8 protein-coding genes, 2 tRNA genes, 2 rRNA genes and 1 pseudogene are annotated in these 14,408 nt (G+C 51.4%); 5 read left to right on the forward strand and 8 right to left on the reverse strand.

The window, feature by feature from the left end; all coding sequences use genetic code 11:
* The first annotated feature begins 2 nt into the window (after positions 1 to 2).
* Together hydG and hydF are read left to right on the forward strand one after the other, a co-directional pair.
* Positions 3 to 1,430 carry a [FeFe] hydrogenase H-cluster radical SAM maturase HydG gene (hydG, locus tag AB1I49_RS11855; protein ID WP_316609537.1) on the forward strand — a complete coding sequence of 476 codons (1,428 nt, stop codon included), beginning with the start codon at positions 3 to 5 and terminating at the stop codon, positions 1,428 to 1,430.
* 16 nt (positions 1,431 to 1,446) lie between these two features.
* Complete coding sequence (gene hydF / locus AB1I49_RS11860; protein WP_201428752.1) at positions 1,447 to 2,637, forward strand: [FeFe] hydrogenase H-cluster maturation GTPase HydF; 1,191 nt, start codon at positions 1,447 to 1,449, stop codon at positions 2,635 to 2,637.
* A gap of 47 nt (positions 2,638 to 2,684) precedes the next feature.
* Here hydF and AB1I49_RS11865 read toward each other — a convergent pair whose 3' ends face one another.
* The 3 genes from AB1I49_RS11865 to AB1I49_RS11875 all read right to left on the reverse strand — a co-directional run bounded on the left by AB1I49_RS11865 (position 2,685) and on the right by AB1I49_RS11875 (position 5,104).
* Positions 2,685 to 3,158, reverse strand: coding sequence for a pyridoxamine 5'-phosphate oxidase family protein (locus AB1I49_RS11865; protein WP_316609538.1), 474 nt, complete (start codon positions 3,156 to 3,158; stop codon positions 2,685 to 2,687).
* Positions 3,159 to 3,203: 45 nt separating this feature from the next.
* A complete protein-coding gene (locus tag AB1I49_RS11870; protein ID WP_407721073.1) occupies positions 3,204 to 4,124 on the reverse strand; it encodes a glycoside hydrolase family 25 protein in 921 nt (306 codons plus the stop codon).
* Positions 4,125 to 4,282: 158 nt separating this feature from the next.
* Positions 4,283 to 5,104 carry a YesL family protein gene (locus AB1I49_RS11875; protein WP_316618847.1) on the reverse strand — a complete coding sequence of 274 codons (822 nt, stop codon included), beginning with the start codon at positions 5,102 to 5,104 and terminating at the stop codon, positions 4,283 to 4,285.
* Positions 5,105 to 5,397: 293 nt separating this feature from the next.
* On the opposite strand from AB1I49_RS11875, the gene AB1I49_RS11880 reads away from it, so the two are divergent.
* From AB1I49_RS11880 to AB1I49_RS11890, 3 genes are all read left to right on the forward strand, one after another.
* On the forward strand, positions 5,398 to 6,780 hold the full coding sequence (locus tag AB1I49_RS11880) for an ABC transporter substrate-binding protein (RefSeq protein ID WP_407721074.1): 1,383 nt from the start codon (positions 5,398 to 5,400) through the stop codon (positions 6,778 to 6,780).
* 125 nt (positions 6,781 to 6,905) lie between these two features.
* Entirely contained in the window at positions 6,906 to 7,772 is an 867-nt protein-coding gene (locus AB1I49_RS11885; RefSeq protein WP_316618845.1) for a carbohydrate ABC transporter permease, read from the forward strand.
* Positions 7,772 to 8,647, forward strand: a complete 876-nt coding sequence (locus tag AB1I49_RS11890; RefSeq protein ID WP_407721075.1) for a carbohydrate ABC transporter permease — start codon at positions 7,772 to 7,774, stop codon at positions 8,645 to 8,647. Before AB1I49_RS11885 ends, AB1I49_RS11890 begins: the two co-directional genes overlap by 1 nt.
* A 58-nt stretch (positions 8,648 to 8,705) precedes the next feature.
* Here AB1I49_RS11890 and AB1I49_RS11895 read toward each other — a convergent pair.
* The 5 genes and pseudogenes from AB1I49_RS11895 to AB1I49_RS11915 form a co-directional block, all read right to left on the reverse strand.
* Positions 8,706 to 8,879, reverse strand: a pseudogene (locus tag AB1I49_RS11895) (serpin family protein); the annotation flags it as partial.
* A gap of 218 nt (positions 8,880 to 9,097) precedes the next feature.
* Positions 9,098 to 11,928, reverse strand: a 23S ribosomal RNA gene (locus AB1I49_RS11900).
* Between the two features lie 463 nt (positions 11,929 to 12,391).
* Positions 12,392 to 12,468, reverse strand: a tRNA-Ile gene (locus AB1I49_RS11905).
* A gap of 36 nt (positions 12,469 to 12,504) precedes the next feature.
* Positions 12,505 to 12,580 (reverse strand) — tRNA-Ala (locus tag AB1I49_RS11910).
* A gap of 114 nt (positions 12,581 to 12,694) precedes the next feature.
* A 16S ribosomal RNA gene (locus AB1I49_RS11915) occupies positions 12,695 to 14,223 on the reverse strand.
* Together the 16S and 23S rRNA genes with 2 tRNA genes alongside form the textbook arrangement of a ribosomal RNA operon.
* Positions 14,224 to 14,408 lie beyond the last annotated feature (185 nt).

Genomic DNA, 14,408 nt, shown 5'->3' on the forward strand with positions numbered 1-14,408 from the left:
TAATGACACAGTACAATCCCAAATCACTAAACGCGGAGGAATTCATCAACGACGCCGAGATCCTCGACACCCTCCGTTACGCCGACGAAAACAAGGACAATATGGAGCTAATCGACTCCATCATCGAGAAGGCAAAGCTGCGCAAGGGTATCGACCACAGAGAGGCGAGTGTGCTTCTCGCCTGCGAGGATCCCGAAAAGCTCAAGGAGATCTACGCCCTCGCCGAGCAGATCAAGAAGGACTTTTACGGCGAGAGAATCGTAATGTTCGCGCCGCTGTATCTCTCGAACTACTGCGTAAACGGCTGCGTTTACTGTCCGTACCACCTCAAGAACAAGCACATCTGCCGCAAGAAGCTCACCCAGGAGGAGGTAAAGGCTGAGGTCATCGCGCTCCAGGATATGGGTCACAAGCGTCTTGCTATCGAGGCAGGCGAGGATCCCGTCAACAACCCGATCGAGTACATTCTCGAGTGCATCGACACGATTTATTCCATCAAGCATAAGAACGGCGCTATCCGCCGCGTAAACGTAAACATCGCCGCCACCACCGTCGAGAACTACAAGAAGCTCCACGACGCAGGCATCGGCACATACATTCTCTTCCAGGAGACCTACAACAAGAAGAGCTACGAGGAGCTTCACCCCACAGGCCCCAAGCACAACTACAACTACCATACCGAGGCGATGGACAGAGCTATGGAGGGCGGAATCGACGACGTAGGACTCGGCGTACTCTTCGGACTTGAGCTGTACCGCTACGAGCTCGCAGGTATCCTCATGCACGCCGAGCACCTCGAGGCTGTTCACGGCGTAGGCCCCCACACGATCAGCGTACCGCGCGTAAAGCCCGCAGACGATATCGATCCCGACGAGTTTGACGGCGGAATCGACGACGAGACCTTCTGCAAGATCATCGCTATCATCCGCATCGCCGTTCCGTACACGGGCATGATCATCTCCACCCGCGAGAACAAGACCGTCCGCGAGAAGGCTCTCCGTCTCGGCATTTCCCAGATAAGCGGCGGCTCAAAGACGAGCGTCGGCGGCTATGTTGAGCCCGAGCCCGAGGAGGAGAATTCCGCGCAGTTCGACGTTTCAGACCAGCGCACCCTGGATGAAGTCGTCTGCTGGCTGATGGAGCTGGGCTACATTCCGTCCTTCTGTACCGCCTGCTACCGCGAGGGCAGAACAGGCGACCGCTTTATGTCGCTGTGCAAGAGCGGACAGATCCAGAACTGCTGCCACCCCAACGCCCTGATGACTCTCGAGGAATACCTCGTCGACTACGCAAGCCCCAAGACGCGCGAGATCGGCGAGAAGGTGATCGAGAAGGAGCTGCTCAATATCCCGAAGGAGAAGGTCAGAAAAATCGCCGCCGAGCACATCGAGGATATCAAGAACAACAACAAGCGCGATTTCCGTTTCTGATACACAGGAGAAGCATATGAGCCTTAACAGTACACCCTCGGGCGAGAGGGTGCATATCGGATTTTTCGGACGGCGCAACGCGGGAAAATCGAGCGTCGTGAACGCCGTCACAAACCAGCAGATCTCGGTCGTGTCCGACGTAAAGGGCACCACCACCGACCCCGTCCAGAAGGCGATGGAGCTGCTTCCTCTCGGGCCTGTAATGATCATCGACACCCCGGGCTTTGACGACGAGGGCAGCCTCGGCGAACAGCGAGTAAAGCGCACAAAGCAGGTGCTCAACCGCACCGACATCGCCGTTCTCGTAGTCGACGGCACCGTCGGCAAGACCGCCGCGGACGAGGAGCTTATCGGTATTTTCAGACAAAAGGATATCCCCTACATCGTAGCCTACAACAAGTGCGACGAGTCGGGCATGCGCGATTACGAGGACGGTCTCGCCGTCAGCGCGGTCAACCGAACAAATATAAACGAGCTCAAGGAGCGCATGGCAAGGCTGACCGTCGCTCAGAGTGACCGCAAAATCTGCGCTGATTTAGTCGGCGCAGGAGAGCTTGCCGTCCTCGTCGTTCCGATTGACAAGGCGGCTCCCAAGGGCAGGCTGATTCTGCCGCAGCAGCAGACTATCCGCGACCTGCTCGATTCGGGCGCGGCGGCGGTAGTAGCGCGCGACTCGGAGCTTGCCGAAACACTTTCCGCTCTCGGCAAAAAGCCCGCGCTCGTCATTACCGACAGTCAGGTTTTCGGCAAGGTCAAAGACATCGTTCCCGACGACGTGCCGCTGACCTCGTTCTCGATACTGATGGCGAGGTACAAGGGATTTCTCGAGACCGCAGTCAAGGGCGCTGCGGCGATCGAGAACCTGCGCGACGGCGACACGGTTCTCATCTCTGAGGGCTGCACCCACCACCGCCAGTGCGACGATATCGGCACCGTAAAGCTGCCGCGGTGGCTCAAAGCCCACACAGGAAAGGATATTAATATAGAAACCACCTCAGGCAAGGGTTATCCTGACGATCTCTCGCCGTTCAAGCTGATTATCCACTGCGGCGGCTGCATGCTCAACGAGCGCGAGATGACCTACCGCCGCAAATCCGCCGAGGACAGCGGCGTTCCGTTCACAAACTACGGCACCGCCATCGCCTACCTCAACGGCATACTAAAGCGTACCCTGAGCGTTTTCCCCGATCTGCAGAAGCTGGTATAAAAAGCGAAGTCCGCACGAAAAAACGTGCGGACTTTTTTATATCAATATTAACTTTCATTGACGAGCTTGCCCGTCATGTGGTCGATTTCAAGCTCGAGCATACATACGCGGCTGAGAGTTCGCCCGATTTCGCGCTCAACGTCCCCGTCAGAGGGATAGTACTTGTTGCCGAGCAGCCTCAGCTTCTCAAGGATCCTGCCGCTGTCGGTCATGATTTTTACTCTGCCGAACACAATCACGCTGCTGATATTGAGCGCCCATTCGCCTTCTTTGCGAAAGCCCTCGTTCATCACACAGAAGCTCACCTTGTCGCAGTTCTTTAACGCGTCGAGCTTATGACCTTCCTTTGCGCAGTGAAAATACAGCCTGCCGCCGTCGTACACAAAGTCTATCGGAAAAGCGTAGGGATAGCCGTTCTCACCCGCGACCGCCATAACTCCGCGAGGTTCGTTTTTCAAAATCTCAACGCAGCTTTCCTCGCTGAGCTGCTGCTTAAAGCGTCTCATTTTTCTGAATTCCATAGTATCACCCTCTCCGATTATACAACACGGAGAGGGATTTTTCAACTAAAGCTTCTTTCTCATCAAGCCGCCGAGATACTTCATAAAGCCGTAGCCCGCGATGCCGTTCTGAGCGTAGCCGCCCTTTTTGAGCACCTGATTGACGGCGATCTCGGTGCCGTCGCCGAAGATGTTGTTCTCGTCCATACCCTGAGTGATGATGCCCTGCTTCTTCGCGGTGAGGAGCATCTCCTTGAGCGCCATAACGCCGTAGGTTCTGTCACCCTTCTCAAAGCCGTTTGTGTCGAGCACAGGCTCTGACGGCTGCCAGTTGTTCCAGCCGCCCTCTTTGATGATAGTCGGGTAATCCTTGTAGCATTTGTCCTTGTCGACCGTGCCGACGCCGGGGATAGAGTTCGACTCGATATAGTTGACCTCGCCGCCGTACTGCCACATTCCGTAGCTGCCGCGGTAGTCGCAGGTGGAGTTCCACTGAGCCACCCAGATGTCGTAGTTGTCGAGCAGGCTCGGGTCGTTGAGCTTGCCGTTGAGCCAGCTCAGCGCGGAGTAGAGCATCGGGTAGTAGCCCGCCTTCTTTATCTCGCTGAGGAAGGTCTTGCATATCGCGACGAGCATAGCATTGCTTGGGTTTCCGTTGCGCGCCTTGTAGCCGTCGGCGTCCTCCATATCGAAGGCAACGGGAAGTGTGGGCTTCTTGTTTTTGAGCAGGCGGATAACGTGCCTCGCCTCGCTCTTCGCGTCGTCGGTGTTGACCGCGTAGGAGTAGAGATACGCACCCCACGGCACGCCCGCCGCCTCGCACTTGCGCACGTTGTTCTCAAACTGGCTGTCATCCTGAACGGCGAGGTCTGAGCCGTAGCCGCAGCGTATCATCACGAAGTCGTAGCCCGCGTCCTTGATTTTCTCGATACTGACGTTTCCGTTGAGCGAGGAGATATCCACGCCCTTTTTTCCTTTAAGATTCATAATTTCCTCCCTTTTTGTTTTTCTCGGAGAGCGCTCTCCGTTATCATAATATGCGGAGACAAAAAACCTGTCCCTCACCAAGGGAGCAAATCGGACAGTAATTGCATAAAAGTATGCAATTCAAAAGAAAAAACGCCGCGTTGATACGGCGTTTTGATTTATTTTTTGTTCGGGTTCTTTACCATTCTTCCGTTGACGAAGATGTAGTCGTCCTCGGTATTCTCGGTGACGATCGGAGTATCGACAACCTCTTCCTTTATCGGGTTGACAAAGTCGCCTACGCTCTCGATCAGACCCTTTGAAACCATCGCTATTTCGATGTAGGTTATCAGCATCGGGTATACCGCCGCGACGATCACGGCAACGATGATCTTCCACACGCCCTCGGCGTATACGACAGCGAGCACCGCGATCGCAACAGCCGCGACGATCATCACCAGCGCGATTAGGTTGCGCAGGATTTTGCCGAGGATAAGCAGCAGGGAGTTCTTGTAGATATCTCTCCAGCGCAGCTCGTAGGTCACGCTCATGAGCGGCGCGTAGAACATCATGATAAGCAGAGCCGCGGTGAAGAAGCCGTAGAAGCTGAGGATATAGGCGAAGGTGACGTCGGTCTGAGCCTGAATGAAGTAGTACATAAAAGCGAACATCGCGCAGGAACAGATCAGGTAGCTGATGACTCCGTGTAGGATAAAGACCTTCCAGTTTTCTCTGACCGCCGCGAAGAACGTCGGCACAACGGGAACGTAGTCGTTTTCAATGGCGTACTTGCGTATGACGACGACCAGACCCGAGTAGAATATCGTGCCCGGGATCACACCCAAGCCCCAGACGAGGACGTTGTTGTAGCCCGTTAGGATGCTGAACGCGATCGACGCGCCCATACAGAGGGCAAGCGCCGCCGAAAAAATCACTCCCGCGAGCAGGAGATACGGCAGCTTCTTGAAGAACACCATAACAGGTTTGACTCTTTTTTTCATAATTTCAATCCTTTGCTTGCATAAAATAACGCTTGTATAATCATAACACAAAACGACAGTGGATTTCAATATTTCACAAAAAATTATTTTGAGAATAAAAGGAATAAAATGAGCGAATTCGGTAAAAGGTTGTCAAAATTATTTCAAAATACTTCAAATTTGAAAACAAAATTAATAAAATATCCCTTGATTTTTTAGCGTTTTGGTGATATATTATTAGCAAGAGGGGCTTGTCTGCCCCTGCGCGATACCCGACGCTTTCGGGTAAATATCTTTTAGAAAAGGTGATTAACGTGAAAAAGGAAACAATCAAGAGAGCGGCCGCTGTCACTCTCGCTGCCCTTATGGCGGGATCCGCTCTCGCTGGTTGCGGCGGCAACGCATCCTCAAACACCGACTCCAAGGGTGATTCCAAAGCTGAGTCCTCAAAGACCGAGTCCAAGGCTGACGCTACAGGCGGCAAGGTTTACTATCTGAACTTCAAGCCCGAGCAGGATCAGGCATGGCAGGATCTCGCGAAGAAGTACACCGAGGAGACCGGCACTGAGGTAACCGTAGTTACCGCTGCTGAAGGTACCTACGAGCAGACCCTTACTTCCGAAATGGCTAAGGGCGACGAGGCTCCCACCCTGTTCCAGGTTAACGGCCCCGTTGGTCTTGCTAAGTGGGAAGACTTCTGCAAGGATCTTTCCGGCACCGACATCTACGGCCAGCTCACCTCCAAGGACTACGCTCTGGAGAAAGACGGCAAGGTTTATGGTATCGCTTATGTAATCGAGTCCTATGGCCTTATCTACAACAAGACACTTCTCAACAAGTATTTCGAGTCTGACTTCGCTACCGTTAAGAAGATCGACGACCTCAACAGCTTTGACAAGCTCAAGACTGTTGCTGAGGAAATCCAGAAGAACGCTGAGGCTCTCGGCGTAAAGGCTGCCTTCACCTCCGCTGGTATGGACAGCTCCTCCGACTGGAGATTCAAGACCCACCTCGCAAACCTCCCCATCTACTTCGAGTATCAGGCTGACGGCATCACCGATACCGACGCTATCAAGGGCACCTACCTTGAGAACTACAAGAACATCTGGGATCTCTACATCAACAACTCCACCTGCAAGCCCACCGAGCTGGCTTCCAAGACAGGCGCAGAGTCTGAGGCAGAGTTCATCAACGGCGACGCAGTATTCTTCCAGAACGGCAGCTGGGAGTACAGCGCTGTAACCGAAGGCGGCCTCAAGGACGAGGATCTCGGCATGCTCCCGATCTACATCGGCGTAGGCGACGAGGCTAACCAGGGTCTGTGCACAGGTACAGAGAACTATTGGTGTGTAAACTCCAACGCAAGCGAAGCTAACCAGGCTGCTACAGAGGCGTTCATCAACTGGTGTGTAACCTCCGAGACAGGCACAAAGGCTATGGCTGAGGCTATGGGCTTTGTAATTCCCTTCAAGGCTGCTCAGGAGTCCAAGAACGTATTCGTAAAGGCTGACAAGGAATACACCGACGCAGGCAAGAAGCCCGTATCCTGGAACTTCACCACAATGCCTTCTGAGGATTGGAAGAACGGCGTTGGCGCTGCTCTCACTCAGTATGCTGCAGGCACAGGCGACTGGGATGCTGTTAAGACCGCATTCGTAGACGGCTGGAAGACCGAAAAGGCAAAGGCTGCTGAATAATTAAATTCATCCAGGGTTTTGGCTTTCTGAGTTTTAACTAAAATCAAGGAGGCTGGGAAATCTCAGCCTCCTTTTTCATTCACTTTAACTCACGGTATGAGTGTTTTTCAAGAAAGGCAAAGAGTATGTTCAAAAAACCTAAAAGAAAACTATACGCCTTAATCTTTGTCCTTCCTACTTTCGCTGCCTTTGTCATCGGATTCATCTATCCGTTCTTCAGAGGCATCTACCTCTCGTTTTTCCAATTCCAGATTGTATCAAAAACGAAGTTTGTAGGCTTTGACAATTATATCAGGGCTTTTCAGGACGAGAGCTTTCTCCGTTCCTTCTGGTTCACACTCGGCTTCGTTGTCGTCAGCGTAATCCTGATAAACCTTATCGCGTTTTTCGTAGCTTACGCCCTGACGCTCAAAATCCGCGGCTCGAATGTATTCAGAACCGTATTCTTCATGCCGAACCTTATCGGCGGTATTATCCTCGGCTACATCTGGCACCAGATTTTCGACGGACTGCTCCGTAACCTCGACATGCCCTCTCTCGTAACAAACGAAACTCTGGGCTTCTGGGGCTTGGTAATCCTGATGTGCTGGCAGCAGGCAGGATACATGATGATTATCTACATCGCGGGCTTCCAGAGCGTACCCGCGGATCTGTACGAAGCCGCAAAGATCGACGGCGCGAACAAGGGACAGCTGCTCACAAACGTAACGCTGCCCATGATGATGCCCTCGATCACGATCTGCAGCTTCCTCACGCTCACCAACTCCTTCAAGCTGTTCGACCAGAACCTCGCGCTCACAGGCGGCGCGCCGCTTGTTGACGGTGTATGGACGACACGAATGATGGCGCTCAACATCTACAAGACCTTCTACGGCGAAGGAAAGGCCGCAAAGGGCGCGGGACAGGCGGAAGGCGTAATCTTCTTCCTGATCGTTGTCGTCATCTCTCTCGTACAGCTCTACCTCACCAGAAGAAAAGAGGTGCAGGCATAATGGCAATGGTTAAAGCGGTTGAACCCAAGTACAAGAAAAAGCAGACCGCGGGAATGAAGTTCCTGACCATTCTGTTCGCGGTTGTGTCTGTGATCTACGTGATGCCCGTCATCATCGTACTCTATAACTCCTTCAAGGCGAACTCCGACATCGCGACAAATCTTTTCGCGCTGCCGAACGCAGATACCTTCTACGGTCTGCAAAACTACATCAAGGGCATGACCTTCGGTAACTATCCCTTCTGGGAAGCTGCCCTCTGGAGCCTGCTGATCACCGTCGGCGGCGTTATACTTATTCTTTTCTGCACCTCGATGGCGGCATGGTACATTCAGCGCTCCAACACGATTATCTGCAAGATCATCTACTTCTTCTGCATATTCTCGATGGTCGTACCCTTCCAGATGGTAATGTTCACCCTCTCCGACACTGCAAACTCACTCAAGCTTGTTACTCCCTGGGGTATCCTGCTGATCTATCTCGGCTTCGGCGCAGGTCTTGCCATCTTCATGTTCTCGGGCTTTGTAAAGTCTATCCCGATTGAAATCGAGGAAGCGGCTGACGTTGACGGAGCAGGCCCGCTGAGAACCTTCTTCAGCGTAGTTCTTCCGATCATGAAGCCCACCTTCATCTCGGTTGCGATCCTCGAAACAATGTGGATCTGGAACGACTACCTGCTTCCGTACCTGATTCTGGACGGCAAGCTGTACCGCACTATCCCGATTCACATGCAGTTCCTCAACGGCAGCTACGGCCAGACCGATAACGGCGCTATCATGGCGCTCGTTGTACTGAGCATTCTGCCTATCGTAATCTTCTACTTCGCTTGCCAGAAATACATCATCGAGGGTGTTGTTTCAGGCGCGGTCAAGGGTTAAGGAACAAACAATTTAAAAGATAAACAGGAGAGCTTTCAGAACTCTCCTGTTTTTTTTGTTAATTGATTTTGTCCGGAAGGTTTTCGACCATGCCGATAAACAGCGGCGTGTTGATCTTTGTGTTGATGATCATGTAGAGGAACGGTCTGTCGAGATAAACATAGTGTTCCTCCTCAATGGGAGCTGCACCATAGAGAACCTCCGCGGTCGCAGCCGCCGCTCTCGTGCCCTCCTCTGTAACTGTATCAGTATCTTTGTCAACCTCTCACCCATAAGTGAGTTAACATACTTATAACGCTAAAAAAGCTAATTTTCAATCGGAATTTAAAAGAACAAAGCACCATCGTCTGATGGTGCTTTGTATGTAAAAGGGCAAGTGCCCTGAAAACTGAATAAAGAAGAGATAAATCGAAGAAGTAAATACTGACTGACCAAAGTTCTGTTGTTCGTATGGTCAAGCCCTCGACCTATTAGTACTGCCAAGCTGAATGCCTCACGGCACTTACACACGCAGCCTATCAACCTCGTAGTCTTCAAGGGGTCTTACTCGTTTACACGATGGGATATCTAATCTTGGAGTCGGCTTCACGCTTAGATGCTTTCAGCGTTTATCCGTTCCGTACATAGCTGCCCAGCTGTGCCACTGGCGTGACAACTGGTGCACCAGAGGTACGTCCATCCCGGTCCTCTCGTACTAAGGACAGAGCTCCTCAAATATCCTGCGCCCACGACAGATAGGGACCGAACTGTCTCGCGACGTTCTGAACCCAGCTCGCGTACCACTTTAATCGGCGAACAGCCGAACCCTTGGGACCGAATTCAGCCCCAGGATGTGATGAGCCGACATCGAGGTGCCAAACCTCCCCGTCGATGTGGACTCTTGGGGGAGATCAGCCTGTTATCCCCAGGGTAGCTTTTATCCGTTGAGCGACGGCATTTCCATTCACATACCGCCGGATCACTAACTCCAACTTTCGTTACTGCTCGCGCCGTCACGCTCGCAGTTAGGCTGGCTTCTGCGTTTACACTCAAATGCACGGTTTCCGTCCGTACTGAGCCAACCTTTGAGCGCCTCCGTTACTCTTTAGGAGGCGACCGCCCCAGTCAAACTGCCCACCTGACAATGTCCCCCGACCGGATTCACGGCCGCAGGTTAGAATTCCAGAAACCTAAGGGCGGTATCCCAACATTGACTCCACTAAAGCTGACGCCTTAGCTTCCCAGTCTCCCGCCTATCCTGTACATAGATTACCGAAACCCAATATCAGGCTACAGTAAAGCTCCATGGGGTCTTTCCGTCTTGCCGCAGGTAACCGGCATCTTCACCGGTACTACAATTTCGCCGGGTGGGTAGTTGAGACAGTGCCCAGATCGTTACACCATTCGTGCGGGTCGGAACTTACCCGACAAGGAATTTCGCTACCTTAGGACCGTTATAGTTACGGCCGCCGTTTACCGGGGCTTCAATTCAATGCTTGCACATCTCCTCTTAACCTTCCGGCACCGGGCAGGTGTCAGCCCCTATACTTCATCTTTCGATTTGGCAGAGACCTGTGTTTTTGCTAAACAGTCGCCTGGGCCTATTCTCTGCGGCTCTTTCGAGCACTCCTTATTCCGAAGTTACGGAGTCAATTTGCCGAGTTCCTTAACTACCCTTCTCCCGCTGGCCTTAGAATTCTCTTCCTGTCCACCTGTGTCGGTTTGCGGTACGGGCATCTGCTTCTATACACATAGCTTTTCTCGCCTTGATCTAAGTGTGCTTCCCTACTCTAATTTCGGTCCCTTGCGCCCGGGTCTACCAACGCCCGGGTCACACCCTTTTCAAGTGTCCCTATGCTTAAATTGCAGATGGTTACGGAATATCAACCGTATGTGCATCGGCTACGCCTTTCGGCCTGACCTTAGCTCCCGACTTACTTGGAGCGGACGAACCTTCCTCCAAAAACCTTAGACTTTCGGCCATTAAGATTCTCACTTAATTCTCGCTACTTATTCCGGCATTCTCACTCGTATACAGTCCACCAGCGCTTTCGCTCTGACTTCACCCCGTATACGACGCTCTCCTACCATACCTTACGGTATCCCAAGCTTCGGTTCATAGTTTAGCCCCGTTAAATTTTCCGCGCAGAATCACTCGACCAGTGAGCTATTACGCACTCTTTTAATGAGTGGCTGCTTCTAAGCCAACATCCTGGTTGTCTAAGCAATTCCACATCGTTTTCCACTTAACTATGATTTGGGACCTTAGCTGTGGGTCTGGGCTCTTTCCCTTTTGACAATGAGACTTATCTCACACTGTCTGACTCCTGAAAAACGATTATCTGCCATTCTTAGTTTGATAAGGTTCAGTAACCTCTCGGCCCCTAGCCAATTCAGTGCTTTACCTGCAGTAATCTATTTCAAGGCTAGCCCTAAAGCTATTTCGGAGAGAACCAGCTATCTCCGGGTTCGATTGGAATTTCTCCGCTACCCACAACTCATCCGCTACCATTTCAACGGGAGTCGGTTCGGCCCTCCATAAAGTTTTACCTTTACTTCAGCCTGGTCATGGGTAGGTCACCCGGTTTCGGGTCGAATACATTTGACTTCATACGCCCTGTTCAGACTTGCTTTCGCTGCGGCTCCGCACCTGAAGTGCTTAACCTTGCCAAATACATTCACTCGCCGGACCATTCTACAAAAGGTACCCGATCGTCCGTTGACGGACTTTCGGTGCTTGTAAACACAAGGTTTCAGGTTCTCTTTCACTCCCCGCCAGGGGTGCTTTTCACCTTTCCTTCACAGTACTTCTTCTCTATCGGTCACCGAGTAGTATTTAGGCTTGGAGGATGGTCCCCCCGTATTCCCACCGGGTTTCACGTGTCCGGCGGTACTCTGGATACAGATGGCTGAAAATTTTTTTCGCCTACAGGATTCTCACCTTCTTTGATTGACCTTCCCATGTCATTCGGCTAAAAATTTTCAATACCGTATTCTGTCCGTACCCCGAAAGTATTACTACTCTCGGTTTGGCCTCTTCCGCGTTCGCTCGCCACTACTGGCGGAATCTCTGTTGATTTCTTTTCCTCGCCCTACTTAGATGTTTCAGTTCAGGCGGTTCCCCTCATATACCTATTGATTCAGTATATGATGACAAGACTTTCCTCTTGCCGGATTGCTCCATTCGGAAATCCACGGATATAACGTTCACTTACAACTCCCCGTGGCTTATCGCAGTTAGTCACGTCCTTCATCGGCTCTCGGTGCCAAGGCATTCCCCTTGTGCTCTTTGTAGCTTGACCATATTTTTAAATATCTCTTAAGCTGTCTTTGACGGCGTATCAGATGTTTGACAGACTATCAATCACCGCATCGTCGTCCTGCGTTTTTGCGCTGCGCGCTTTCACTCAGCCAACTTTGTTGAGATATTTTACAAATAGAATCTTTGGTTCTTCGTAAATTTGAAAATAGGCTGTTTTTACAACTTATTTTACCCATTCAGAAATTGCAGTATTTTTACCTTCGTAAACATTTACCATTTTAATTGAGGTTTGAGTTTAACTGTTGATAAACAATACTTTTCTCTTTATCTGCTTTCTTTATTCAGTTTTCAAGGTACTTGTGATAAGATGTCCGGCCTCGTTGCGCTCCGCTGTTCCGTTAATAACTCCCACTCGTCTAATCTGTTCCGTTGCTTTGGGCAACTCCACAGCTTAGTCCTCGTCAGTCGTTATTCCCGGGCTCCGCGCCTCGGCTTTTCTTATCTGGTGGGCTTAAGTGGACTCGAACCACCGACCTCCCGCTTATCAGGCGGACGCTCTAACCGGCTGAGCTATAAGCCCATGTTAGTTATTTTGTGTTGAGTCAATTAAGCCTCATGGTGGAGATATGCGGGATCGAACCGCAGACCCCCTGCTTGCAAAGCAGGTGCTCTCCCAGCTGAGCTATACCCCCATATCTTCTCAGGGCTAGGACCCTGAAAATTGAACAACGATTGCAAGTCAAACTTTTCGTAATGCTGACCTTGGATGTTAGACTGATTTATTTCATTCAGTCAGGTCTCCATAGAAAGGAGGTGATCCAGCCGCACCTTCCGATACGGCTACCTTGTTACGACTTCACCCCAGTCGCCAATCCTACCTTCGGCAGCGTCCTCTTGCGTTAGACTACTGACTTCGGGTATTACCGGCTCCCATGGTGTGACGGGCGGTGTGTACAAGGCCCGGGAACGTATTCACCGCGGCATGCTGATCCGCGATTACTAGCAATTCCGACTTCATGCAGGCGGGTTGCAGCCTGCAATCTGAACTGAGACCATTTTTAGGGGTTTGCTCCACATCGCTGTTTTGCTTCCCTCTGTTGATGGCCATTGTAGTACGTGTGTAGCCCAGGTCATAAGGGGCATGATGATTTGACGTCGTCCCCACCTTCCTCCGTTTTGTCAACGGCAGTCCTATTAGAGTGCTCTTGCGTAGCAACTAATAGCAAGGGTTGCGCTCGTTGCGGGACTTAACCCAACATCTCACGACACGAGCTGACGACAACCATGCACCACCTGTCTCAACTTTCCCCGAAGGGCACCTGACATATCTCTATCTCGTTAGTTGGATGTCAAGACCTGGTAAGGTTCTTCGCGTTGCTTCGAATTAAACCACATACTCCACTGCTTGTGCGGGCCCCCGTCAATTCCTTTGAGTTTCAACCTTGCGGCCGTACTCCCCAGGTGGATTACTTATTGTGTTAACTCCGGCACGGAAGGGGTCAGTCCCCCCACACCTAGTAATCATCGTTTACAGCGTGGACTACCAGGGTATCTAATCCTGTTTGCTACCCACGCTTTCGTGCCTCAGCGTCAGTTAAAGCCCAGCAGGCCGCCTTCGCCACTGGTGTTCCTCCCTATCTCTACGCATTTCACCGCTACACAGGGAATTCCGCCTGCCTCTACTTCACTCAAGCTCTCTAGTTTCAAATGCAGTTTATGGGTTGAGCCCATAGATTTCACATCTGACTTAAAAAGCCGCCTACGCACCCTTTACACCCAGTAAATCCGGACAACGCTTGCTCCCTACGTATTACCGCGGCTGCTGGCACGTAGTTAGCCGGAGCTTATTCATCAGGTACCGTCAGAGTTCGTCCCTGATAAAAGAAGTTTACAATCCGAAAACCTTCATCCTTCACGCGGCGTTGCTGCGTCAGGGTTGCCCCCATTGCGCAATATCCCCCACTGCTGCCTCCCGTAGGAGTCTGGGCCGTGTCTCAGTCCCAATGTGGCCGTTCAACCTCTCAGTCCGGCTACCGATCGCGGTCTTGGTGAGCCGTTACCTCACCAACTAACTAATCGGACGCGAGTCCATCTCCGAGCGATAAAATCTTTGACATATCTGTCATGCGGCAAATATGTGTTATGCGGTATTAGCGTTCTTTTCAGAACGTTATTCCCCTCTCAGAGGCAGGTTACTCACGCGTTACTCACCCGTCCGCCACTAAACTAAAAATTCTTCATCCCGAAGGAATCAGTCAAAATAGTTCCGTTCGACTTGCATGTGTTAGGCACGCCGCCAGCGTTCGTCCTGAGCCAGGATCAAACTCTCTAAAATTTGTATCTCAACACTTACGTGTTAAAACCAAAGCTCAGAGCTTTTAATCTCGATTCAGTATACGCTTGCGTATTCGTGAATCTACTGTACTTTTTAGTGTGTACTCACTGTAATTTCTTAGAGTTATACTCAAAGAACATTACGGGTTCTTCTTACTTTTCGTTGTTCAATTTTCAAGGTCCTAT

The organism is Ruminococcus sp. NATIVEDY160 (assembly GCF_045819885.1).
In the GTDB taxonomy this organism is placed as follows: Bacteria; Bacillota; Clostridia; order Oscillospirales; family Acutalibacteraceae; genus Ruminococcoides.